We start from the raw sequence: 22,071 nt of genomic DNA on the forward strand, positions 1-22,071 counted from the left end.
CCTAGGCAGTGGCCTCACGAGCCTTCTTGATGCGCTCGTAGGCGTTACTGATCTCGCTGGTACGTTCCTTGGCCATCTCGCGCATGCTCTCAGGCAGCCCCTTGCCGGCCAGCTTGTCAGGATGGTTCTGGCTCATCAGGCGGCGATAGGCCTTCTTGATGTCGGCGTCGCTGGCATCTTCCTCGACGCCCAGTACCCGGTAGGCATCCTCGAGAGAGGGCCCCTGGGTGCCGCTTTCGGCTCCTCCCCCGCCGCGCAGCATGGCCTCGATCTGAGCGATCTCGGCCTCCGAGCACCCAAGGCCTCGGGCCACGCGCAGCAGCATGTCATGCTCGGCGGGATGCAGCTGGCCGTCGGCGGCAATGGCCGCTAGCTGTACCTGCAGAAACACCTGCAGCATGGCTCGCTGGCTGCCGACGACGCCGCGCACCTTGGCGAGTTCCGCTTCGAGATCGAAATCTTCGCTCTTGCCACGGGTGAAGTCTTCACGCGCCTTGGCGCGCTGGGCCTCGGTCAGCCGCAGCCGGTCCCACAGCTGCCGCGACGCCTCGAGTTCGTCTTCGGTGACCTGGCCATCGGCCTTGCACATGCAGCCCATCACCGCAAAGGTCGATTCGAGAAACTGCGCCTGCGCACCTGCCAGCTTGCCGATCAGGCTCTTCTTGAGTCGCTGGATCAGCCAGTAGCCAAGACCGCCACCAATGAGCAAACCGATCGGGCCACCGATCAGATAGCCCAGCAGCGCACCAATCAATATCGCTATAAACATGATTCTCTCGTCCTAAAGCCGGTGCCTCGCGCCGACGTGGGTGAATACAGCAAGGTTTTCAAGGGGCCGGCTCGCCGAGGCGTGCCGTGCGGCCATTCTATCAGGGCCTGGGGCGCGGCCACGAGGGACACGCCATCAGCATGACGGCGTCACGCAGCCGGACAGCCATCCGGCCATGACCAACCATGCACGTAGCCGCCTTTAGGCGGGGATAACCACGCTTTTTTTCGTGCCAAAAAAAGACCCCACCGAAGTGGGGTCAGGCAAGGGATCAAGAAGGATGCTTGAACGAGACGGGTAGGGCTTAACGCGTCGCTGCCTGGGCATGGCTCAACGCATCGGCCTGGGCCTCAGCCGAAAAGTGAGTGTGGCGCTCTTGCTGGGCGATCAGCGAATGGCTCGCCTTGGCAAGACCGGCACTGGCATCGTTGACGCGGAAATCGGCGACCGGCTGGCGGGTATCGCTGACCGACACCTGTTCGGGGGCGGCCTGATTGACCTCAAGGGCCCGCTGGGTCGCAATGCTTGCCTGAGCGGCCATCGGCAGAACGGCGACGACGAGTGCGGCGAGAGTGAGTTGGCGTTTCATATAGCGAATCTCCTTTGCGCTGTGTTGCTATGACAATGATAATATTAGCACGCTAATTAATATGCTAACAGTTTATTCCGATACTTTTGATACCTCTTCGCTATCGCCGTTCGCCGCAAGGGCATGTCCCAACAGGACCAACCGCAGTGTTCCGATAAGCAAAAAAAAGACCCCACCGAAGTGGGGCCAGGCAAGGGATAAAAAAGTCACTCTTAAGCGAGGGTTGTCGGCCTTAGCGAAGAACGCCAGCCTTAACGGGTTGCCGCCTGAGCGTGGCTCAGTGCCTCGGCCTGCGCCTGACGTGAAAAGTCGGTATGACGCGCTTGCTGGGCGAGCAGTGACTGGCGAGCCTCGGCTAATCCAGCGCTTGCTTCATTGACGCGGAAGTCGTCGACCGACTGCTTAGAAGCGCTGAACTGCACCTGTTCAGGAGCCGCCTGGTTGACGTCGAGAGCACGCTCGGTAGCAACGCTGGCCTGAGCAGCCATCGGCAGAACGGCAGCGGCGACGAGGGCGGCGAGAGTAAGTTGGCGTTTCATATAGCGAATCTCCTTTGCGCTGTGTTGCGATGGGGAGAATACTATTAGCAAGTTAATTAGCTTACTAACAGTTTATCACAATATGCTCGATGCCCTCTGCCTATCGGTGCTGGCGCCGGCACCGATAGGCAGAGGGCCTGGAACGAAAACGCCGCCCAAGAGGGCGGCGTGACTAAGACCAAGGCTATCGAGCGCGTTACGGCAAGCGCCTAATCACAGCGCGCCAGGATGGAAGCCTCGATGCCGGACACATCGAGGCCACAATCTCTGAGCAGCTCGGCGGGCGTGCCGTGCTCGACGAAGGCATCGGGCAGGCCCAGATTGAGCACCGCCACCGACTCGCCGGCCCCGGCAAGCAGCTCGTTGACGGCGCTGCCGGCGCCGCCGGCCACCACGTTTTCCTCGAGAGTCACCAGTAGGTCATGGTAGCGCGCCGCGGCCAGCACTGCCTCGCGGTCCAGCGGCTTCACCGAGCGCATGTTGAAGTGAGTGGCGTCGAGGCGCTCGGCGACCTCGGCAGCGGCACCGTTAAGGCTGCCGAAGGCCAGAATGGCGATGCCATGGCCCTGACGGCGCATCTCCGCCTTGCCGATCTCCAGCGGCTCGAGGTGCGCGGGAATCTCCCCCCCCGGGCCCGTGCCACGAGGATAACGCACCGCCGCCGGACCCGGGTGATGGTAGGCCGCCGACAGCATGGCACGGCATTCGGCCTCGTTGGCCGGGGCCAGAATCACCATCCCGGGCACGCAGCGCAGGAAGGACAGGTCCATCGCCCCGTGGTGAGTGGGGCCGTCCTCGCCGACCAGACCGGCCCGGTCGATGGCGAAGGTCACGTCCAGCTCCTGCACGGCGACGTCATGGATCAACTGATCGTAGCCGCGCTGCAGGAAGGTCGAGTAGATCGCCACCACCGGCTTGCTGCCCTCGCAGGCCATGCCGGCCGCCAGCGTCACCGCATGCTGCTCGGCGATCGCCACATCGAAATAGCGATCGGGGTATTCCTTGGAGAAGCGCACCAGGTCCGAGCCCTCGCGCATCGCAGGCGTGATGCCGATCAGCCGATCGTCGGCGGCGGCCATGTCACACAGCCAGTCGCCGAAGACGTTGCAATACTTCTTCGGCTTCGGGCGCGGCGGCGTGTCCGTGGCGCCCGGCTGCATCACCGGCGCCGGCGATGCAGCCGGCGTCGCGCTGGGCTTCTCGAGCTTGGTGATGGCGTGATAGCCGATCGGATCGGCCTCAGCGGGCTCGAAGCCGCGACCCTTGCGCGTCTTGACGTGCAGAAACTGCGGACCGTCAAGATCGCGCATGCTGCGAAGGGTCTGGATCAGCAGCGGCAGGTCGTGGCCATCGATGGGACCGATGTAGTTGAAGCCCATTTCCTCGAACAGCGTCGCCGGGCTGACCATGCCCTTCATGTGCTCTTCGGTGCGGCGCGCCAGTTCCAGCGCGCCGGGCAGGTGCGAGAGCATGCGCTTGGAGTTCTCGCGCATCATCGTATAGGGCTTGCTGGTGAGGATCTTGGCCAGGTAGCTGGCCATGCCGCCGACGTTCTCGGAGATCGACATCTCGTTGTCGTTGAGCACCACCAGCAGGTTGGCGTCGACATGCCCGGCGTGGGCCAGGGCCTCGAAGGCCATGCCGGCGGTCAGGGCGCCATCGCCGATCACCGCGCAGACACGACGCCGCTGGCCCTGGGCGCGAGCGGCCAGGGCCATGCCCAGGGCCGAGGAGATCGAGGTGCTGGAATGACCGACCCCGAAGGTGTCGAACTCCGACTCGGTGCGCCGCGGAAAAGCGGCCAGACCGCCGTGCTTACGGATGCCGAGCATCGCCTCGCGCCGGCCGGTGAGAATCTTGTGCGGATAGGCCTGGTGACCGACGTCCCAGACCAACCGGTCATGGGGGGTGTCCAGCGCCTGATGCAGCGCCACGGTGAGCTCCACCACGCCGAGCCCGGCGCCAAAGTGACCGCCGCTGACGCCAACGCTATACAGCAGGTAGGCGCGCAGTTCATCGGCCAACTGGGCGAGCTGAGTCGCGCTCATCGCATGCAGCGCGGCGGGCGTATCCAGGGTGTCGAGCAACGGCGTGGCCGGACGCTCGGCGGGAATCTCGTCGAACAGCTTCATGTGGGCATCTATCGTGTCAGTGGTCGCGCTCGATCATGTGGCGAGCCAAGGCAGCCAGCGTAGCGGCATCGTCGCCCAGTGGCGCCAGCGCCGCCAGGGCCTCGTCGAGCAGGTCATCGGCCATGGCGCGAGCGCCATCGAGGCCGAGCAGGGCCGGATAGGTCGGCTTGTCACGGGCGGCATCGGCCCCCGAGGTCTTGCCCAGCGTCACGGTATCACCGGTGACGTCGAGAATGTCGTCCTGAATCTGAAAGGCCAGGCCGACCGCCGCCGCATAGGCGTCCAGCGCCACCAGGCGCGGGTCGTCTGCGTCGACGGCCGTGAGGCCACCCAGGCGAACGGCGGCGCGAATCAGCGCGCCGGTCTTGTGGCGATGCATGCGTGCCAGCGCCTCGAGATCGGCCGGCTGGCCCACCGCGGCGAGATCCAGCGCCTGACCGGCAGCCATGCCGCTGCGCCCTGAAGCCTCCGCCAGCGTCGCCACCAAGGCGGCCAGCCGCGGATGTGCCTGGTGCGCCAGTACCTCGAAGGCCAGGGTCTGCAGGGCATCGCCGGCGAGTATCGCGCTGGCCTCGTCGAAGGCCCGATGGACCGTCGGCTGGCCACGGCGCAGATCATCATTGTCCATCGCCGGCAGATCGTCGTGCACCAGCGAGTAGGCGTGAATCAGCTCCACCGCCGCGGCGGGCGGATCGAGCGCCTCGTCAGTGGCGCCCAGAGCGCGGCCGGCGGCATACACCAGTACCGGCCGCAGACGCTTGCCGCCGCCCAGCACACCATGGCGCATGGCGGCGTCGAGGCGCTCGGCCACGCCCGGCGTCGCGAACAGCGCCTCGAGCCAGGCATCGATGCGCGCTTGATCCACGCTCAACGTAGGCTTCAGCGACACCGACCCGGCGACGGCCGGCGCTTTTTTCTGGGTGCTTTCCTGGGCACTGTCCTGAGCACTCACCGCACGTCCTCCGCACCGCCCGGGAAGGGCGCTTCATCGAGATCGCCATCGCCGCCCTCGACCAGGCTGCGCACCTTGAGTTCGGCGGCATCGAGGCGACGCTGCGCCTCACGGGTCAGCCCAACGCCCTGCTCGAAGGCGGTAAGCGAGGCCTCAAGGCTCAGTTCACCGGACTCAAGACGAGTCACCAAGGCTTCGAGCCGCTCTAGGGTCGAGGCAAAATCCTGAGGGGGCGCACCGGCATCCGGCATGCTGTCCTGATCGGCCATGGGCATCTCGCTGTCGTGGGCAGGCCGCCGGGCCCGCGCGCGTCAAAAAATCTGGTCGATCAGTATACACGCAACCCCGGGGGGTGCGTCTGCCCCGGGCCGACTTGCACCGCGTTCGTGCTTGCTGTCCATGCAGCTCGTTCATGAACAGCAAGCAGCATTTTCATCCCGGTCGCCGACGGCAGGGGCCGCGTCTGTGCTAGGATATGCGCCCTGTTGACCCTGCTTCTCGCTTCTCGCTACCTATTAAGGGTGACTGAGGCGATAAGGGCGACTGGGGGCGACGCCTTGCCTGGGCGTGCGCCACGGGATAAAGCCTCGACAGGCCAACAGACGACATATCACGAAGAGGCGCCGCGCCCGTGGTTGGCCGGGTCTCGCAGAACTAGGCGACTCACGCCAACGATAGGGTTGATTCGACAATGGCCAAAACGTCCCTGGACAAGAGCAAGATCAAGATCCTGCTGCTCGAGGGCGTCCACCAGAGCGCGGTGGACAACTTCCTGAATGCCGGTTACACCAACATCGAGCATCTCTCCACCTCGCTCGATGAAGCGTCGCTGATCGAGAAGATTCGCGATGTTCACTTCATCGGCCTGCGTTCCCGCACCCAGCTAACCGAGCGTGTCTTCGCCGCCGCCGAGAAACTCGTCGCGGTGGGCTGCTTCTGCATCGGCACCAACCAGGTCGACCTGACCGCGGCGCTCAAGCGCGGCATCCCGGTGTTCAATGCCCCCTACTCCAACACCCGTTCGGTGGCAGAGCTGGTGCTGGCCGAGGCCATCATGCTGCTGCGCGGCATTCCGGAGAAGAACGCCCAGGCCCACAAGGGCGGCTGGCTGAAGAGCGCCAAGAACTCCCACGAGGCCCGCGGCAAGACCCTGGGCATCGTCGGCTACGGCAGCATCGGCGCTCAGCTGTCGGTGCTCTCCGAGTCGCTGGGCTTCGACGTCATCTACTATGACGTGGTGACCAAGCTGGCCATGGGCAACGCCCGCCAGGTGGGCAGCCTCGAGGAGCTGCTGGCCCGCGCCGACATCGTCAGCCTGCACGTGCCCGACCTGCCCTCGACCCGCTGGATGATGGGCGCCGAACAGATCGCCTTGATGAAGCAGGGTGGCATCCTGATCAACGCCTCGCGCGGCAGCGTGGTGGAGATCGAGCCGCTGGCCGAGTCCCTCAAGGAAGGGCGCCTGCTCGGGGCGGCAGTCGATGTCTTCCCGGTCGAGCCCAAGGGCAACAGCGAGGAATTCGTCAGCCCGCTGCGCGGCCTGGAGAACGTGATCCTGACCCCGCACATCGGCGGTTCGACCCTGGAAGCCCAGGAAAACATCGGCGTCGAGGTCGCGGAAAAACTGATCACCTACTCCGACAACGGTACCACCATCACCTCGGTCAACTTCCCCGAAGTGGCCCTGCCGGCGCACCCGGACAAGCATCGCCTGCTGCACATCCACGAGAACGTGCCCGGCGTGCTGTCCGAGATCAACCGCGTACTCTCGGAGAACGGCATCAACATCTCCGGCCAGTACCTGCAGACCAATGAAGAGGTCGGCTACGTGGTGATCGATGTCGACAAGGCTTACGGCCCCCAGGCACTCGAGGCCCTCAAGAAGGTCGAGCACACCCTGCGCATCCGCGTGCTTTACTCCGAGACCAACTACACGGCGTAAATGCACGGCGTAATAGTGCAAGGCGAGTCCCTCGCCCGCACTGACGACCCCGGCTTGGAAAGGCCGGGGTCGTTGCGTTTGCGCACCACCTCACCCCCCAACCCGCCACCGGCCTGATCGAGATCAAAACCTGCGGGGTGCGAACGCCCCGCCGGGCGGGTAAAATACGTGCCACTTTCAACCCCGGTCCGTCCTTTGCGAGGACGACAACCAGGAGAGCTCCATGGCATCACCCCACTCAGCGGGGGGCATCGTCGTTGCCGCCCTGTACAAGTTCGTTACGCTGGATGATTTCGAAGCCCTGCGCGAGCCGCTGCGTCAGGCCATGCTCGATCATGACGTCAAGGGCACCTTGCTGCTGGCCCGCGAAGGTATCAACGGCACCGTCTCCGGCACCCGCGAGGGCATCGACGGGCTGCTTGGCTGGCTTGGCCGTGATCCGCGTCTTGCCGACGTGGATCACAAGGAATCTTACTGCGACGAACATCCGTTCTACCGCACCAAGGTCAAGCTGAAGCGCGAGATCGTCACCATGGGCGTGCCGGACGTCGACCCCAACGCCAAGGTCGGTACCTACGTCGATCCCGAGGAGTGGAACGCGGTGATCGCCGACCCGGAGGTGCTGGTCATCGACACCCGCAATGACTATGAAGTGGCGATCGGCTCCTTCGAAGGGGCCGTCGACCCGCAGACCAAGTCGTTCCGCGAGTTTCCGGATTACGTCAAGGAGCATTACGACCCGGCCAGGCACAAGAAGGTGGCCATGTTCTGCACCGGCGGCATCCGCTGCGAGAAGGCCTCGAGCTTCATGCTCCACGAGGGCTTCGAGGAAGTCTTCCACCTCAAGGGCGGCATCCTCAACTATCTGGAGAAAGTGCCCGAGGATGAGTCGATGTGGCGCGGCGACTGCTTCGTCTTCGATAACCGGGTGACGGTGCGTCACGACCTGAGCGAGGGCGTGTTCGATCAGTGCCATGCCTGTCGCATGCCGATCTCCGCCGAGGACCAGCGCTCTGAACGCTTTGAGCCCGGCGTGAGCTGCCCACACTGCTTCGACTCGCTGCCCGAGAAGACTCGCGCTGGCGCCCGCGAGCGCCAGCGCCAGATTCAGCTGGCCAAGCAGCGCGGCGAGCCGCATCCGCTGGGCCGCGACCCGCGTCAGATGAAGGAAGGCGCGAACAAGCAAACCAGCGAAGACGCACACTAAGCTCGCCAGTCGCCCCGTACAACACAACGCCGCCCCCAAGGCGGCGTTTTTGCGAGCCTTCCGCCCCCTCCACGCCCCCTTCGCGATCGGCCATCGACAGACACGGCTTGCGGCCGGGTCGCCTGATGATATACAAAGAATGTATACAAAATATCTAGAGGTGTGGACCGTCTAACCAGTGATCTGTCGACGCCACCGCATCCGCCCGCGACTCCGTCGCGAGCCATCCCACGCCCGCTCCAGCATCCAACCATCATCAACAACAATGCATGCGGAGAACCAAGGATGACCCTTCACAGCGACTCGCTCGCCGATGCGCCCTCGCGCGCTCGCAGCACCCATGACGTCAATGCCCTGCCACCGCTGACCCGAGCGATCCCGCTGGGGCTGCAGCACGTGCTTGCCATGTTCGTCGCCAACGTCACCGTGCCGATCATCATCGCCGGCGCCGCCGATCTGCCCGCCGAGCAGACCGCCTTCATGATCCAGGCGGCGATGTTCGTCGCCGGTGCCGCGACGCTCTTGCAGTCGCTGGGCCTGGGACCGATCGGCGCGCGACTGCCGATCGTGATGGGCACCAGCTTCGGCTTCGTGCCGGTGCTGATTCCCATCGCCGTGGGCATGGGACTGCCCGCGGCGCTGGGCGCCGGACTCTGCGGCGGCATCGCCATGGCGCTGGTCGGCAGCTGTCTGCGCTGGGTACGCTTCCTGTTCCCGCCGGTGGTGACCGGCACCTTCGTGGTGATGCTCGGTACCCTGCTGATTCCGGTCGGCTTTGCCTACGTGGGTGGCGGCTTCGGCGCTGAAGACTTCGGCGCCCCGCATCACTTGCTGCTGGCGGCCCTGGTGCTGCTGGTGACCCTGGGGCTGCATCAGTTCGGCCGCGGCATCTGGTCAGAGGCGGCGCCGCTGATCGGCCTGCTGGCGGGTTACTTGGCCGCCGCGGCCTTCGGGCTGGTGGATGTCTCCGAGGTGGGCGAGGCGAGCTGGCTGTCGCTGCCGGCGCCACTCGCCATCGGCGTCGAGTTCCATCTAGCGGCGATCCTGCCGGTGGTGCTGCTGGCGGTGGTGACCTGCGCCGAGTCGATTGCCGATATCGTCGGCACCACCTCAGGCGGCATGGACCGCCAGCCGACCCGCCGCGAGCTCTCCGGTGGCGTGATGGCCGACGGCCTGTCCAGCGTATTCGCGGCGGTGTTCAACGCCTTTCCGCAGATCAGCTTCAGTCAGAACGTCGGCATGGTGGCGCTGACCGGCGTGGTCAGCCGCTACGTGGTGGCGATCGGCGGGGCCTTCCTGGTGATCGCCGGGCTGGTGCCCAAGCTTGGCGCGCTGATCTCGAGCATTCCCGACGCCGTGCTCGGCGGCGCCGTGCTGATCATGTTCGGCATGATCGCCAGCGCCGGCATCAAGATGCTGTCCCACATCGCCTTCGACAAGCGCAACATGGTGATCATCGGCGTCTCGCTGTCGGCGGCCATTGGCCTGCCGGCCCAAGAGGGACTCTATGCGGGCCTGAGTGACAACCTGCAGGCGATCATCGAATCCGGGCTGATTCCCGGCGCGCTGTGCGCCATCGTCATGAACCTGGTGCTGCCCAATCGCGAGGCCGGCCCCGACGAACACGAGCCGTCCTGACGCCAAGCCCCGGCACGCCGACCTAGAAACAGGTCGGCATCTCTTCGATAACGGTAAGCGCCGCGTCGACCCGGCAAACGCGGCGCCACTTGTCGAAGGTCAGGCAGGGGTGGGAGGCACCGAAGGCGATAATGTCGCCGATACGCACCTCGTCCCCGCCATTCCCAACGGCTGCGGCGGGCAGCCGCACGAAGGCATGCTGATCCATCAGCTTGACGACCTCCCAGCCGGCCACCGACAGCGTCTGCTCGGCACGGCCACCCTCCCGATAGCGACGCAGGGGCTCCGGCAGCTGGTCGGCGCCGATATCGCGCTTGCCCATGGCTACCACGGCGAGCCCCGGCTCCGGCAGCGACTGCACCTGAGCGAAGACCTCAAGCGCCGGCCAAAGGCCCTGCTTGATCGTCGGCTGGCGCTTGAGCATGCCGCGCTGCGCCTCGCGGTAGATGCCGTGGTCATGCACCACATAGCAGCCGGGGCGCAGCACCGGCACGAAGCGCGCACCGAGTGAGGCCTCGTGAAAGACCTCGGCGATCAGGTCGTACCAGGCCGAGCCTGAGGCGGTGATCAGCGCCGTCTCGGCCTTGATCAGGTCAGCATGCTCAAGCGCCCGGGCGGCCTCGACCATGTGCCAGGCGTAGGCACGGATCGCCGCCGCCGGCTCGCCGTCGTCAGCCTTCACCACCCCTTCATAGCCCTCGAGCCCGGCCAGCACCAGCGCCGACTCATCGTGGATTCGCGCGGCCAGCGTCAGCACCTGCTCCCGGTCACGACAGCCACAGCGCCCGCCCGCCACGCCCAGCTCGATCAGCACATTGAGACGCAGGCCACGCGCCGCGAAGTAGCGCCCCAGGTGCGCGACATTGGCGGCGCTGTCGACCACGCAGTAGACCTCGGCGCCTTGCTCGATCAGATCAGCGATGATCGCCATGTTGGGTTCGCCAATCAACTGATTGGCCATCACAAGCCGCGTGACGCCCGCAGCGAAGGCGGCACGACACTGGGGGGCGGTGGCAAGCGTGATGCCCCAGGCGCCAGCCTCGAGCTGACGCTTGAAGAGCGCCGGGGTCATGGTGGTCTTGCCGTGGGGAGCGAGCCGCGCTCCATGGGCATCGGCGAAGGCCTGCATCCAGGCAAGGTTATGGGCAAGCGCCGGCTCGAAGACCGCTGCGGCAGGCAGGCTGACGCCGCCCAGCAGGCTCGGGCCGGTCTCGATGGTGCCCTTGTCGGTGCGCATGGAGACTCCTCGGGCTTATGAACAGGGCCAGTAAAAAAGGCATTTGAGGAAACGCCATCATGCCCCAGGAGCGCCGATGACGGCCAGAGAAGGGCCAGACGGCAGCCCTCAGCCCAAGCCCATCATAACCTTCACCTTCAGGACAGACTCACCCGCACCTGCAGATCCTGCTCGTCGCAGTTATTGCCGGGGCCGCCCCGGTCGACGACCAGAAACTCCCCCTCGTGCTCGAGCACCGACTGCACCGCATGCCAGGTGCCGGCGTGGTAGTTCACGCCCTGGCGACCATCGGTGACAAAGGCGCACACCTGACCGGAGTCGATGACGTCACCGGGGGGCGCCACCACGATCAGGAAGCGCTCCTCGTGCAGCGGCATGAAGGCCTGGCTGCCCAGCGGATGGCGCTCCAGATGAGCGATTTCCAGCGGCAGGCTGACCGGCTGGCTGACGAACAGGCTGATCAGCGGTCGGGCTCCCTCCCCCAGGAGCTCGACACTTGCCAGATCATGATGGCGCTGGGTACGCCCGGCGTTGATGGGAAAAGACGCCGACCCGCGGCTATCGATGACGTCGCCGAAGGTCGCGAAGGCCTCATGGGTCAGAGGACGGGCGATCAGCTCGAGCATGGCAATCTCCTCAGCCGGCATTAACGTGTCAGGCCACGATAGGCCGCGGAGGCGTTCAGCGCCATATGGCGATTGACGTCCTTGTAGAGCAGATAGCGGAAGGGGCCGGGGCCGCCCGCATAGCACGCCTGTGGGCAGAAAGCGCGCAGCCACATGTAGTCACCGGCCTCGACCTCGACCCAGTTCTGGTTGAGATGGTAAACGGCCTTGCCCTCGAGCACGTAGAGGCCGTGCTCCATCACATGGGTCTCGTCGAAGGGAATCACGCCGCCGGGCTGGAAGGTGACGATATTGACGTGCATGTCATGGCGCATGTCGCTCGGATCGACGAAGCGCGTAGTCGCCCAGTTGCCGTCGGTATCCGGCATCGGGGTCGGCTCGATGTCCTGTTCGTTGGTGACGAAGGCGGCCGGCGGTTCGATGCCTTCAACGGCTTCATAAGCCTTGCGAATCCAGTGAAAGCGCACCTCGCTCGTGGCGTCATTGCGCACCTGCCAGTCGCTCGCCGGCGGAATGAAGGCATAGCCCCCCGGCATCAGGCGATGGGTCTCGCCGGCAAGCGTCAGCGTCAGCTCGCCTTCCACCACGAACAGCACGCCCTCGGCGCCGGAGTCGAGCTCGGGCCGGTCGCTGCCGCCGCCCGGGGCGATTTCCATGATGTACTGGGAAAAGGTTTCCGAGAAACCGGTCATCGGCCGCGACAGCACCCAAAGTCGGGTCTTTTCCCAGAAGGGCAGATAGCTGGCGACGATATCGCGCAACACACCCTTGGGAATGATCGCATAGGCCTCGGTAAACACCGCCCGATCCGACAACAGTTGGGTTTGCGGGGGCAGTCCGCCCTTGGGGGCGTAGTAGTTGCGTTGGGTCATGGGTATACCTTGATGGCGGCAGTCGTCGATCCCGACGACCGCTGATGTGATGTGGTGCAATGTTTCGCCGCGTCGCTCAGGCCGGATGCTCGGCCTGCCAGTGACGTGCGATATCCACACGCCGGGTTATCCACACCCGGTCATGGGCCTCGAGATGATCGAGGAAACGCTGCAGCGCGCGAAACCGCCCGGGACGGCCGATCAGCCGGCAATGCAGGCCAATCGAGAGCATCTTCGGCGTCTCCGCACCTTCGGCGTAGAGCACGTCGAAGGCGTCGCGCAAGTACTGGAAGAACGGCTCACCGTGGTCGAAACCGGTCGGCGAGGCGAAGCGCATATCGTTGGTGTCCAGCGTGTAGGGCACGATCAGGTGGCGATGCGCATGCCCCTGGCTGTCCTGGGCGTCGGTCCAGAACGGCAGGTCATCGCCGTAGTAGTCGCTGTCATAGAGAAAACCGCCCTGATCGAGCAGCAGGCGCCGCGTATTGGGGCTGTCGCGGCCGGTGTACCAGCCCAGGGGCAGCTCACCGTAGAGCGACTCGAAGATCGAAAGCGCGCGCTCTAGGTGATCGCGCTCGACCGCTTCGGGCACGTTCTGATAGTGAATCCAGCGATAGCCATGACAGGCCACCTCATGGCCAAGCTCCTTGAACGCCTGCGCCACGTCAGGGTGGCGCTGCAGCGCCATGGCGACGCCGAACACGGTCAGCGGCAGGCCGCGGCGCTCGAACTCGCGAAGCACCCGCCACACGCCGGCCCGAGAGCCGTATTCGTAGATCGACTCCATGCTCAGATGGCGATCAGGGTAGGCCTCGGCGCCGGCGATTTCGGAGAGAAACTGTTCGGAGTGGCTGTCGCCGTGCAGCACACAGCTCTCGGCACCCTCTTCGTAATTGAGCACGAACTGCACGGCGATTCGGGCCCGCCCGGGCCAGTTGGCCTGGGGCGGCGTGCGGCCGTAGCCGATCAGATCGCGGGGATAGCCGTCATGCGCGGGTGAATTCATCGCAGAGTTCCTGTTGTTCTAATGCCAGTGTCCGTTGTCAGTGCGCTGGTGTCAGCTAGCGGCCAGAGGCGCAGCAGCGACACGAAGACCCATGGATACAATAACAAAATGAATTGTATCCATTCATTCTGCAAGCCTGCCCCAAAATGCGATGCGGAGAACAGGCTGGCCCGCTCTCGCTTACCGCATCACGCTCTGTACTCGAAAAAACCAATCCAACCACCACCTCGATATAGAGGCCAACACACTGCCATAGCAGAAAAAAGTCTTAACTTCTCGACGCCGACAGGGCACCTGCGACAGCCGTTGGCTAGGCCCTCCTGCTTGCATCCCGGAAAAATTTCGCCTAGGTTTTTGTATACAAAATATATTGCTTGCTGGTGAAACACCGGTCCAACGCCAGACAAGCCGCATCCACTCGAGCCTCTTTCTCAACCGAACGCTCTCAAGACACGTTCTCAAGACACGCTCTCAAGACCTATCAGGAGTCGTTTCACGATGCGGATTCGCGTCATCAACCCCAATACCACGGCGACCATGACCGCCACCATCGGCGAGGCGGCCTCGCGTATCGCCTCGCCGGGCACCCACATCATGGCCACGACCCCAGAGAGTGGCCCGGTTTCCATCGAGAGCCACTTCGATGAAGCCATCAGCGCCGTCGGCGTGCTCGAGGAGGTGATGGCCGGCGAGCGCGAGCAGGTCGATGCCTACATCATCGCCTGCTTCGGTGACCCGGGGCTGCTGGCCGCTCGTGAGCTGACACGGGCCCCGGTCATCGGCATCGCCGAGGCGGCCTTTCACATGGCCTCGCTGATCAGCACCCGCTTCTCCATCGTCACCACCCTGGGGCGCACCGGCATCATCGCCGAGCATCTCCTGGAGAGCTATGGCTTCCGCCACCACTGCCGGCGGGTGAGAGCCGCGGAGATTCCGGTGCTGGACCTGGAAGAACAGGGCGAGGCCGCGCTGTCGCGCATCATCGACGAGTGTCGACGTGCCCGTGACGAAGACGGCATCGGCGCCATCGTGCTGGGCTGCGGGGGCATGGCCGATCTAACCGGCGAGATCAGCGAAGCCGTCGGCCTGCCGGTAGTCGAGGGCGTGACCGCTGCGGTCAAGCTCACCGAGGCCCTGGTGGGGCTGGGGCTGGGCACCAGCAAGTTCGGCGATCTGGCCTTCCCGCGTCCCAAAGCCTTCACCGGGCGCTTCGAACACCTGTCTCACATGACTCTCACATGACCCCAAGCGAGTGACATCAGCCATTAGGGCCGAACAACAACGAGCCCGTGCAAGACCGTCAGCACCAGAGATAGCAACACATAAAAAAATATAACCCGAGTAGCACGCCGCAAGAGTTACCCCGGCCCAGCGGCCGGAACAACAACAACAGTGATCACCTTCTTGCGAGGACAACACCATGAGTCATGAGCCCCTGCGGGCCCAGGCCACTTCGGCCACTGCACCCCACGACATGTCACACCCCACATCCGCCAAAGCGATAGGCGACGAATCCCTGGCGCCTCAGAAGACGCGCATCATGGGCCGCACCTCCTATCTGCTGGCCTGGTTCGGCGGCTGCGTGTCGATTGGCACCTTCACCATGGGCTCCAGCGTGGTCGGCACGCTGAACCTGGTCCAGGCTACGCTTGCGATCGCCATCGGCTGCTTCGTGATCGGCATCGCGCTGGCCCTGAACGGCGCGGCCGGCTACAAGTACGGCATTCCCTTCATGGTTCAGGCGCGCAGTGCCTTCGGCTTCAGCGGCACCCGGCTGCCGGGCCTGGTTCGCGCCGTGCCCGCCATCGTCTGGTACGGCTTCCAGAGCTGGATCGGGGCCGGCGCCCTGAATATGGTCTCGGCGACCCTGTTCGGCTTCGACAACCTGGTCTTCTTCTTCATCGCCTTTCAGTCGTTGCAGATCGCCCTGTCGGTGCTGGGCTTCCAGGGCATCAAGTGGCTGGAAAACATCGGCAGCGCCTTCATTCTAGTCGCGCTGGTCTACATGTTTTACAGCACCGTCCAGCGCTATGGCGACGAGCTGTCTGCCAGCATGCTGAGCACCGAAGGCTCCTGGGGCATGCCCTTCTGGGGCGCCACCATGCTCTTCCTGGGTATCTACAGCACCATGATGCTCAACGTCAGCGACTATGCCCGCGAGCACAAGGAAGGCACCGGGGCGGGGCTGCTGACCACCATCTACGCCATGTCGATATTGCCCTGCACCCTGTTCATGGGGCTGATCGGCTATATGGTGTCCGAGGCGACCGGTGTCGCCGACCCCATCCAGGTGTTCGCCAATGCGGTAGACAACACGCCGCTGCTGATGACCACCCTGCTATTCATCGCCTTTGCCCAGGTCACTACCAACGTGCTCAATAATGTGGTGCCGCCGACCTATGTGCTGATGGATACCTTCAAGCTTAAATTCCGCACCGCCACGGTGATTGTCGGTCTGCTGGCCTTTGCCACCTTCCCGTGGGAACTGGTCAAGGATGATTCCGCCGCCGGCCTGCAGGTCTTTGTACAGACCTACTCCGCCTTTCTGGGGCCGATCTTCGCCATCCTGGTGGTGGACTACTATTTGATCCGGCGCCGCACCCTGGATCTTGCCAAGCTGTATGACGAACAGGGGCCCTATCGCGGCACCAACTATGCCGCCCTGATCGCCACGGCCGTAGGCGCCGTGGTTGCCCTGAACATCGCCTCCGTCTCCTGGTACGCGAGCCTGGTGCCTGCCGGCCTGACCTACTTCCTGCTGATGAAGTACTGGTCCCCTGCCAGCGTTTCTGCAGCTAAGGTCATGACATCAAGGTTAACGACATGGAGGGTAACAACACCCTCCTGAAGAGGGCTCTCCGCAACGGAGCGCCTTTCCTGAACAACAATTCCAACGGGCCTTCATCATGACCGATCCAGAACTGAACATCCGGCGTATCGACCGGACGCTCTTCAACGATGACCTTGCCCCTCTGCCAAAGAGCAAGCGCAGCTGGGGCTGGTTCGAGATATTCAATGTGTGGGCGAACGACATCCAGAGTCTGTTCGGCTATACCCTGGCCGCCTCGCTGTTCATCTCCTATGGCCTCAACGGCTGGGCAGTGATGGCGGCGATCATTCTTTCCGGCTTCGTGGTGATGTGGCTGGTCAACCTGAGCGGCAGACCCAGCGTCAAATACGGCATCCCTTTTCCGGTGATGGTCCGCGCCAGCATGGGCGTCCGCGGCGCCAACCTGCCGGCCATGCTGCGAGCCATCATCGGCATCTTCTGGTACGGGGTGCAGACCTACTTCGCGTCGACGGCGCTGATGCTGCTGCTGACGGCGCTGTTCGGCGATCCAGGCGGGCAGTGGCTAGGCATGTCGGCCATCGGCTGGCTGTCGTTCGTGATCGTCTGGCTCTTCCAGATCGCCCTGTTCTGGCAGGGCATCGACAAGATCAAGCACTTCCTCAACTGGGCGGGACCACTGGTCTATGGCGTCATGGTAGTGCTGATGCTGGTGGTCTGGTTTCAGGCCGGCAGCGACCTGCTGCCCGCCATCGGCACTGTCTTCAGCGCCAGCAGCGACTATCAGGGCAGCGCTATAGGCGCCTTTTTGACGATCACCGGCACCATGATCGCCTACTTCGCCGCGGTGGTGATCAACTTCGGCGACTTTTCGCGCTTTGTCAGAAGCGAGCGCGACATGAAGCTTGGCAACCTGCTGGGACTGCCGCTCAACGTGGCAATCTTCTCCTTTATCGCTCTGATCATCACCGCCGGCACTCTTGTGCTGTTCGGCGAGCCCCTGACCAACCCCTCTGAGATTATCGAGCGGGTCGACTCGCTGCCGCTGACCCTTCTCGCCGCCATCACCTTCTTCGCCGCTACCGTCGGCATCAACCTGGTGGCCAATTTCATTCCGCCGGCCTATGACCTGGCCAACCTCTTCCCGCGCAGGATCAGCTTTCGCATCGGCGGGCTGATCACGGCCGTGATCGCCTTCTTCGTCGGTGCCCTGTGGGTCGCCGTGATCAGCCAGATTGGCATCGCTGGCTTCGTCAATGCGCTCGGCGCCGTGATCGCGCCCTTCTACGGCATCATCGTGGTCGACTATTACCTGGTGAAGCGACAGCGGCTGGATATTCAGGACATGTTCTCGAGCGATCCCGACGGCGCCTATCATTACGTGAAGGGCTGGAATCGGCGTGCCCTGGTAGCGTTCGGCCTGGCCGCGCTGTTCTCCGTTTCCTCGGTCTGGGTGCCGCCCCTGGAAGCGCTGGGCGGCTACGCCTGGCTGATTGGCGCTGCCCTGGGCGGAGGCTTCTACTACCTGCTGATGAGGAAACAGAGCGACCGGGGCGTGGTGAGCAGCTGATCAGCGACTCACCCCTCGCATAAAAAGGCCCCTGCCATCGGCGGGGGCCTTTTTATGTTGATGGCACCCAAAGCAAGCCGCCTCTCAGCGCGAAAATATCGTGTAGAGATCCGGCGCCCCATCCTCTTCGCTATGGATGGAGAGCGAGGCCTCGATGGCCTTTAGGTGGCGCCCCATGAACGCCTGAGCGCGTTCGCCGTTCCCCTTTTCCAAATAGCTCACCAGGTCATCGTGATCATGGGATTCGCAGCCCAGGTGGCCCGAATTGCCATAGACCGCAAGAATCAGCGAGGAACGTGAGCATAGACGCTCGACGAAGGCCGCCAGGGTGGCGTTACCGGAAAGCCCCGCCAGGTGACCATGGAAAGCCGCCGAGAGCTTGATGGCCGTGCTCTGCTCGCCAGCTCGCAACGCCTCACGCTCGCGGGTCGCCATGTCACGCAGCGCCCGGACATCCTCGGGGGTGATGCGTCGGGTAATCTCCGGCATCAGGCCACACTCGATCATCTGGCGGGCATCGAAGACGTCCTTGGCCTCATCGGCGGAAGGGCGCGTCACGCTGGCCCCGCGGCGCGGCGTCAGCGTCACCAACTCCTCGAGCGCGAGACGCTGCAGAATCTTGCGGATACCGGTACGGCTGATGTCGAAGACATCGGCCAGGGCATCCTCCCTTAGCCGGGCGCCCGGCCTCAGGCGATGCTCGATGATGGCGTCGCTGATCGACTGATAGATCGTCTCGTGGCGCTTGGCCCCATCACCGTCTTTGCCCCGGCGCTTCGCTGCCTTCGGGGCCGATCCTTGCTTGCCCTCGGGCCATCGTTGGCGCTGGTTCATGACCTCACTCCTCGCTGCAGACTGCCCTTGCTAGAGCGGTCATTGTATACGATTTGCCGGGGCAAACCGGCCATCAAGGAGCCGAGTGCTCGATAAAGGCGCCAAGGGTCGCCCGCTCGTCGTCGGTCATGCCGGTGACGTTGCCAAGCGGCATGTAGTGAGTGGTGACCGCGACGCGCTGAATATCCTTGAGATGACGGCGAATCTGCTCGCCGGTGTCCAGTTGCACGCCGGCAGGCGCGGCGGCAAAACCCCCGAAGGTCGGCACGACGGCATGGCAGCCCGCGCAGCGCTCCTCGATGATCGCGGACACCTCGCTGAAGGCGATTTCGGGGGCCGCGCTCTCGGCGGTCCCGGTCGTCGCGAGAGACGATGGGGCCGGCTCGGGCGCCATCGCCGCCATTAGCGTCACCAGCGCCAGACCGGCAGCGGGCAGCACCCACACCTTGCGTCCGAACAGATGGCGGATATTGAAGTAGTGACGCACCAGCACGCTGAACGCCATCAGCCCCGCCAGCACCAGCCAGCCCCACTCGGAGGCGTAGGTCATGGGGTAGTGGTTGCTGATCATCAGAAACAGCACCGGCAGGGTCAGGTAGTTATTGTGCCGCGAGCGCAGCAGGGCATGGCGGCCGTGAGCCGGGTCTCGCTCGGCGCCGGTCTGCATCGCACTCACCAGCGCTTTCTGACCGGGGATGATCACCCGGAAGACGTTGGCCACCATGCAGGTGCCGATCGCCGCACCAACATGGATGTAGGCCGCGCGGCCGCTGAAGACCTGCATCAGGGCCCAGGTCAGCGCTATCAGCAGCGCAAAGCCGGTAAGCGCCAGCCACGCCGGGCGGCGCCCCAGGGGGCTTCGGCACAGGGCGTCATAGACGAACCAGGTACCGAAGATCACCGCCAGCCCCACCAGTACGCCCTGCCAGGGTGCCAGCGCCGAGCCCGGTGGCAGCAGCATGGTACCCGCGTTCAGGTAGTAGACCACCCACAGCAGTGCAAAGCCGGTCAGAAAGGTGGTGTAGGCCTCCCACTTGAACCAGTGCAGAGGCTCGGGCAGGCGCGGCGGTGCCAGCTCGTACTTCTGCAGGTGGTAAAAGCCGCCACCGTGGATCGCCCATAGCTCGCCAGCCACGCCGTCGCCCAGGGAAGCGTTCTGGCGCTCGAGGTGGTTCTCGAGCCAGTTGAAGTAGAAGGAAGCGCCGATCCAGGCCACGCCGACGATCAAATGGCCCCAGCGCAGCAGCAGGTTGGCCCAGTCGTGAAGATAGTCCATAAGTATCTCTCGAGGTGGGCGTTAGCTGCCGCGGTAGGTGGTATAGCCGTAGGGCGAGAGCAGCAGCGGCACGTGGTAGTGCTCATCGGCGTCGGCGACCCGAAAGCGCAGCGGAATCCGTTCGAGGAAGACGCCCGACGCCGGCTCGCCCAGCGCGTGAAGATAATCACCGGCATGAAAGAGCAGTTCGTATTCACCCTCGGTGAAGGCATCGCGCTCCAGTAGCGGCGCATCGCAGCGGCCATCAGCGTTGGTCACGGCCTCGGTGAGGCGGGTGCGGGACTCGCCGTCGAGGCGAAAGAGCTCGAGGCGGATGCCCTGGCCCGGGCATCCGCGGGCGGTGTCGAGCACATGGGTGGTCAGATACCCCATGAGACCTCCTGTGGGTGGTCGGGACGTGTTTCGTCCCTGATTATTGTATACAGTTACTGTATCGCATATCTTCCGCCGCCGCGCAAAGGAGTCGCCATGGCTGATCATTTCTCCGCTCCCCTGCCAACGCACCTTCGCCCCAGCCGCCTCGACCGGGAGGCCTTCATCGCCCGCTTCGGCGATCTCTACGAGTGTTCGCCCTGGATCGCCGCGGCCGCCTGGGATCAGGGCCTCGGCCCGGGGGCGGATAACCTCGACGGCCTCGCCCGGCGCCTCGCCGCCGTGCTCGATGCAGCGGATGAAGACCGTCAGCTCGCGGTGATTCGCGCCCACCCGGATCTCGCCGGCAAGGCGGCACTGGCCGGCGCCCTCACCGACGACTCGCTCAAGGAGCAGGCCGGCGCCGGGCTGGATCAGTGCACCCCCGCAGAGCTTGCGCGCTTTACTCGCCTCAATGCGGCCTACCAGGCGCGCTTCGCCTTTCCCTTCGTGATCGCGGTCAAGGGCCGGGATCGCCATGCCATCCTCGCGGCCTTCGAGGCCCGGCTCGACAACACCCTGGACGAGGAGCGCCGCACGGCCATCGACCAGATCCATCGCATCGCACGACTGCGGCTCGAATCCCGCGCCGCGGAGCACGAGTAGCAGCCGTAACAACCTGTCGTGACCTCATCTAGTGAAAAGGTGGAAGGCCTTTCCGTTTTCACGACAGCCCACCGTCGAGGCGGTATCCTGTGAACCGACCAGGAAGGCCATGAGGAGCACGGCGTGACAGACGGCAAACGCAAGACGGTGGGACGCCCCGCCGGCACGGGCAAGAGCGGCGGCGGCCACAGCCAGTCGCTGGTGCGCGGACTGAACATTCTGGAGGTGCTGGCCGTTGAGCCCCAAGGGCTCGCGCTTTCAGACATCGCCGCGCGCATGGAGCTCGCTCCCTCCACCACGCATCGGCTGCTGCAGGCCCTGTACGGTCAGGGCTTCATCACCCAGGAGGCGGAACTCGGCCGCTGGCGCATCGACGTCAAGACGTTTCGCATCGGCAACGCCTTCCTCGAGGCCCGCGACCTGGTCGCCACCGCCCGGCCCTTCCTGCGCCGACTGACCGACGCCAGCGGCGAGTCCGCCAACCTCGGCATCGAGGACAACGGCCAGGCGGTCTTCCTGGCGCAGACCGAGTCGCCGCAGATGATGCGCATGATCACGCGACTTGGCTCACGCGCGCCGATGCATGCCTCCGGCGTCGGCAAGGCCCTGCTGGCCTGGCTGCCCGAGGCCGAGGTGGGCCGCATCCGCGATGCCCACGGCCTGCCGCGTGTTACCCCCAATAGCCTGGATACCCCCGCCGCCCTCGAGGCCGCCATGGCCGAGATTCGTCGCGCGGGCTTTGCCTGCGACCGCGAGGAGCATGCAATCGGCCTGCACTGCGTGGCCGCCGCCATTCACGATGAACACGGCCGGCCGCTGGCGGCGATCTCGGTTTCCGGGCCCATGGCCCGCATTCCCGAGGCGCGACTCAACGAGCTTGGCCAACTGGTGCGTGAGGCGGCCGACGAGATCACCGCCCTGCTCGGCGGTCGGCGGCCCGGCGGTCAAACCTGAGCAAACAGGCTCAGGCGATGGAGCTCAGTTGATAGGGCTTAGGCGCTAGGGCTTAGACGACAGCGCGATGCGCCGAGGCTGAAGCGTGGCGCCACGCGGAGTACACTAGCGCCCACCGTATCC

20 protein-coding genes and 1 pseudogene are annotated in these 22,071 nt (G+C 64.6%); 8 read left to right on the forward strand and 13 right to left on the reverse strand.

What is annotated here, in order from left to right:
- Position 1: 1 nt before the first annotated feature.
- The 6 genes from djlA to Q2K57_RS07030 form a co-directional block, all read right to left on the reverse strand.
- Entirely contained in the window at positions 2 to 769 is a 768-nt protein-coding gene (djlA, locus tag Q2K57_RS07005) for a co-chaperone DjlA (protein WP_112055724.1), read from the reverse strand.
- Between the two features lie 304 nt (positions 770 to 1,073).
- Positions 1,074 to 1,358: a hypothetical protein gene (locus Q2K57_RS07010; RefSeq protein ID WP_112055723.1), complete on the reverse strand. Its 285-nt coding sequence runs from the start codon at positions 1,356 to 1,358 to the stop codon at positions 1,074 to 1,076.
- Positions 1,359 to 1,609: 251 nt separating this feature from the next.
- A complete protein-coding gene (locus tag Q2K57_RS07015) occupies positions 1,610 to 1,897 on the reverse strand; it encodes a hypothetical protein (RefSeq protein WP_112055722.1) in 288 nt (95 codons plus the stop codon).
- A 209-nt stretch (positions 1,898 to 2,106) separates the two neighbouring features.
- Positions 2,107 to 4,029, reverse strand: a complete 1,923-nt coding sequence (gene dxs / locus Q2K57_RS07020) for a 1-deoxy-D-xylulose-5-phosphate synthase (protein WP_112055721.1) — start codon at positions 4,027 to 4,029, stop codon at positions 2,107 to 2,109.
- A 16-nt stretch (positions 4,030 to 4,045) separates the two neighbouring features.
- A complete protein-coding gene (gene ispA / locus Q2K57_RS07025) occupies positions 4,046 to 4,900 on the reverse strand; it encodes a (2E,6E)-farnesyl diphosphate synthase (RefSeq protein ID WP_369700309.1) in 855 nt (284 codons plus the stop codon).
- Between the two features lie 77 nt (positions 4,901 to 4,977).
- Positions 4,978 to 5,232, reverse strand: a complete 255-nt coding sequence (locus Q2K57_RS07030) for an exodeoxyribonuclease VII small subunit (RefSeq protein WP_112055747.1) — start codon at positions 5,230 to 5,232, stop codon at positions 4,978 to 4,980.
- A gap of 440 nt (positions 5,233 to 5,672) precedes the next feature.
- On the opposite strand from Q2K57_RS07030, the gene serA reads away from it, so the two are divergent.
- From serA to Q2K57_RS07045, 3 genes are all read left to right on the forward strand, one after another.
- Positions 5,673 to 6,923, forward strand: coding sequence for a phosphoglycerate dehydrogenase (gene serA, locus Q2K57_RS07035; protein ID WP_112055720.1), 1,251 nt, complete (start codon positions 5,673 to 5,675; stop codon positions 6,921 to 6,923).
- A gap of 223 nt (positions 6,924 to 7,146) precedes the next feature.
- A complete protein-coding gene (locus tag Q2K57_RS07040; protein WP_112055719.1) occupies positions 7,147 to 8,130 on the forward strand; it encodes a rhodanese-related sulfurtransferase in 984 nt (327 codons plus the stop codon).
- A 285-nt stretch (positions 8,131 to 8,415) separates the two neighbouring features.
- Positions 8,416 to 9,768: a uracil-xanthine permease family protein gene (locus Q2K57_RS07045; protein ID WP_112055718.1), complete on the forward strand. Its 1,353-nt coding sequence runs from the start codon at positions 8,416 to 8,418 to the stop codon at positions 9,766 to 9,768.
- Positions 9,769 to 9,790: 22 nt separating this feature from the next.
- On the opposite strand, the gene Q2K57_RS07050 is transcribed toward Q2K57_RS07045, so the two are convergent.
- The 4 genes from Q2K57_RS07050 to puuE form a co-directional block, all read right to left on the reverse strand.
- The gene (locus Q2K57_RS07050; RefSeq protein ID WP_112055717.1) at positions 9,791 to 11,005 is read right to left on the reverse strand and encodes an amino acid deaminase; all 1,215 of its coding nucleotides are present in this window, start codon (positions 11,003 to 11,005) and stop codon (positions 9,791 to 9,793) included.
- Positions 11,006 to 11,142: 137 nt separating this feature from the next.
- A complete protein-coding gene (locus tag Q2K57_RS07055; protein WP_112055716.1) occupies positions 11,143 to 11,631 on the reverse strand; it encodes an ureidoglycolate lyase in 489 nt (162 codons plus the stop codon).
- A gap of 20 nt (positions 11,632 to 11,651) precedes the next feature.
- Entirely contained in the window at positions 11,652 to 12,503 is an 852-nt protein-coding gene (locus Q2K57_RS07060) for a bifunctional allantoicase/(S)-ureidoglycine aminohydrolase (protein ID WP_112055715.1), read from the reverse strand.
- A gap of 76 nt (positions 12,504 to 12,579) precedes the next feature.
- A complete protein-coding gene (gene puuE / locus Q2K57_RS07065; RefSeq protein WP_112055714.1) occupies positions 12,580 to 13,509 on the reverse strand; it encodes an allantoinase PuuE in 930 nt (309 codons plus the stop codon).
- A 498-nt stretch (positions 13,510 to 14,007) separates the two neighbouring features.
- On the opposite strand from puuE, the gene Q2K57_RS07070 reads away from it, so the two are divergent.
- From Q2K57_RS07070 to Q2K57_RS07080, 3 genes and pseudogenes are all read left to right on the forward strand, one after another.
- On the forward strand, positions 14,008 to 14,751 hold the full coding sequence (locus Q2K57_RS07070; protein ID WP_112055713.1) for an aspartate/glutamate racemase family protein: 744 nt from the start codon (positions 14,008 to 14,010) through the stop codon (positions 14,749 to 14,751).
- 232 nt (positions 14,752 to 14,983) lie between these two features.
- Positions 14,984 to 16,308 (forward strand): annotated as a pseudogene (locus Q2K57_RS07075) (NCS1 family transporter).
- Between the two features lie 107 nt (positions 16,309 to 16,415).
- Positions 16,416 to 17,867, forward strand: a complete 1,452-nt coding sequence (locus tag Q2K57_RS07080; RefSeq protein ID WP_112055712.1) for an NCS1 family nucleobase:cation symporter-1 — start codon at positions 16,416 to 16,418, stop codon at positions 17,865 to 17,867.
- Between the two features lie 84 nt (positions 17,868 to 17,951).
- Here the strand turns inward: Q2K57_RS07080 and Q2K57_RS07085 are convergent, their stop codons facing one another.
- The 3 genes from Q2K57_RS07085 to uraH all read right to left on the reverse strand — a co-directional run bounded on the left by Q2K57_RS07085 (position 17,952) and on the right by uraH (position 20,349).
- Positions 17,952 to 18,701 (reverse strand): GntR family transcriptional regulator, encoded by a 750-nt coding sequence (locus tag Q2K57_RS07085; RefSeq protein ID WP_112055711.1) that lies wholly within the window; start codon positions 18,699 to 18,701, stop codon positions 17,952 to 17,954.
- 73 nt (positions 18,702 to 18,774) lie between these two features.
- On the reverse strand, positions 18,775 to 19,977 hold the full coding sequence (locus Q2K57_RS07090; RefSeq protein WP_112055710.1) for a urate hydroxylase PuuD: 1,203 nt from the start codon (positions 19,975 to 19,977) through the stop codon (positions 18,775 to 18,777).
- 21 nt (positions 19,978 to 19,998) lie between these two features.
- The gene (uraH, locus tag Q2K57_RS07095; RefSeq protein WP_112055709.1) at positions 19,999 to 20,349 is read right to left on the reverse strand and encodes a hydroxyisourate hydrolase; all 351 of its coding nucleotides are present in this window, start codon (positions 20,347 to 20,349) and stop codon (positions 19,999 to 20,001) included.
- A gap of 96 nt (positions 20,350 to 20,445) precedes the next feature.
- On the opposite strand from uraH, the gene uraD reads away from it, so the two are divergent.
- Both uraD and Q2K57_RS07105 read left to right on the forward strand, forming a co-directional pair.
- The gene (gene uraD, locus Q2K57_RS07100; RefSeq protein ID WP_304526446.1) at positions 20,446 to 20,994 is read left to right on the forward strand and encodes a 2-oxo-4-hydroxy-4-carboxy-5-ureidoimidazoline decarboxylase; all 549 of its coding nucleotides are present in this window, start codon (positions 20,446 to 20,448) and stop codon (positions 20,992 to 20,994) included.
- Positions 20,995 to 21,117: 123 nt separating this feature from the next.
- Positions 21,118 to 21,948, forward strand: coding sequence for an IclR family transcriptional regulator (locus Q2K57_RS07105; protein WP_304526447.1), 831 nt, complete (start codon positions 21,118 to 21,120; stop codon positions 21,946 to 21,948).
- The last annotated feature ends 123 nt before the right edge of the window (positions 21,949 to 22,071 follow it).

Source organism: Halomonas sp. I5-271120 (assembly GCF_030553075.1).
Lineage (GTDB): Bacteria > Pseudomonadota > Gammaproteobacteria > Pseudomonadales > Halomonadaceae > Onishia > Onishia taeanensis_A.

Bases quoted from the DNA above. Each gene is read 5' to 3' on its own strand.
- Q2K57_RS07060 (WP_112055715.1), bottom strand. From the start codon at position 12,503: ATGACCCAACGCAACTACTACGCCCCCAAGGGCGGACTGCCCCCGCAA.
- Q2K57_RS07040 (WP_112055719.1), top strand. From the start codon at position 7,147: ATGGCATCACCCCACTCAGCGGGGGGCATCGTCGTTGCCGCCCTGTAC.
- puuE (WP_112055714.1), bottom strand. From the start codon at position 13,509: ATGAATTCACCCGCGCATGACGGCTATCCCCGCGATCTGATCGGCTAC.
- dxs (WP_112055721.1), bottom strand. From the start codon at position 4,029: ATGAAGCTGTTCGACGAGATTCCCGCCGAGCGTCCGGCCACGCCGTTG.
- Q2K57_RS07085 (WP_112055711.1), bottom strand. From the start codon at position 18,701: ATGAACCAGCGCCAACGATGGCCCGAGGGCAAGCAAGGATCGGCCCCG.
- Q2K57_RS07010 (WP_112055723.1), bottom strand. From the start codon at position 1,358: ATGAAACGCCAACTCACTCTCGCCGCACTCGTCGTCGCCGTTCTGCCG.
- Q2K57_RS07090 (WP_112055710.1), bottom strand. From the start codon at position 19,977: ATGGACTATCTTCACGACTGGGCCAACCTGCTGCTGCGCTGGGGCCAT.
- Q2K57_RS07055 (WP_112055716.1), bottom strand. From the start codon at position 11,631: ATGCTCGAGCTGATCGCCCGTCCTCTGACCCATGAGGCCTTCGCGACC.
- Q2K57_RS07030 (WP_112055747.1), bottom strand. From the start codon at position 5,232: ATGCCGGATGCCGGTGCGCCCCCTCAGGATTTTGCCTCGACCCTAGAG.
- Q2K57_RS07070 (WP_112055713.1), top strand. From the start codon at position 14,008: ATGCGGATTCGCGTCATCAACCCCAATACCACGGCGACCATGACCGCC.
- uraD (WP_304526446.1), top strand. From the start codon at position 20,446: ATGGCTGATCATTTCTCCGCTCCCCTGCCAACGCACCTTCGCCCCAGC.
- Q2K57_RS07080 (WP_112055712.1), top strand. From the start codon at position 16,416: ATGACCGATCCAGAACTGAACATCCGGCGTATCGACCGGACGCTCTTC.
- Q2K57_RS07015 (WP_112055722.1), bottom strand. From the start codon at position 1,897: ATGAAACGCCAACTTACTCTCGCCGCCCTCGTCGCCGCTGCCGTTCTG.
- uraH (WP_112055709.1), bottom strand. From the start codon at position 20,349: ATGGGGTATCTGACCACCCATGTGCTCGACACCGCCCGCGGATGCCCG.
- serA (WP_112055720.1), top strand. From the start codon at position 5,673: ATGGCCAAAACGTCCCTGGACAAGAGCAAGATCAAGATCCTGCTGCTC.
- Q2K57_RS07045 (WP_112055718.1), top strand. From the start codon at position 8,416: ATGACCCTTCACAGCGACTCGCTCGCCGATGCGCCCTCGCGCGCTCGC.
- Q2K57_RS07050 (WP_112055717.1), bottom strand. From the start codon at position 11,005: ATGCGCACCGACAAGGGCACCATCGAGACCGGCCCGAGCCTGCTGGGC.
- djlA (WP_112055724.1), bottom strand. From the start codon at position 769: ATGTTTATAGCGATATTGATTGGTGCGCTGCTGGGCTATCTGATCGGT.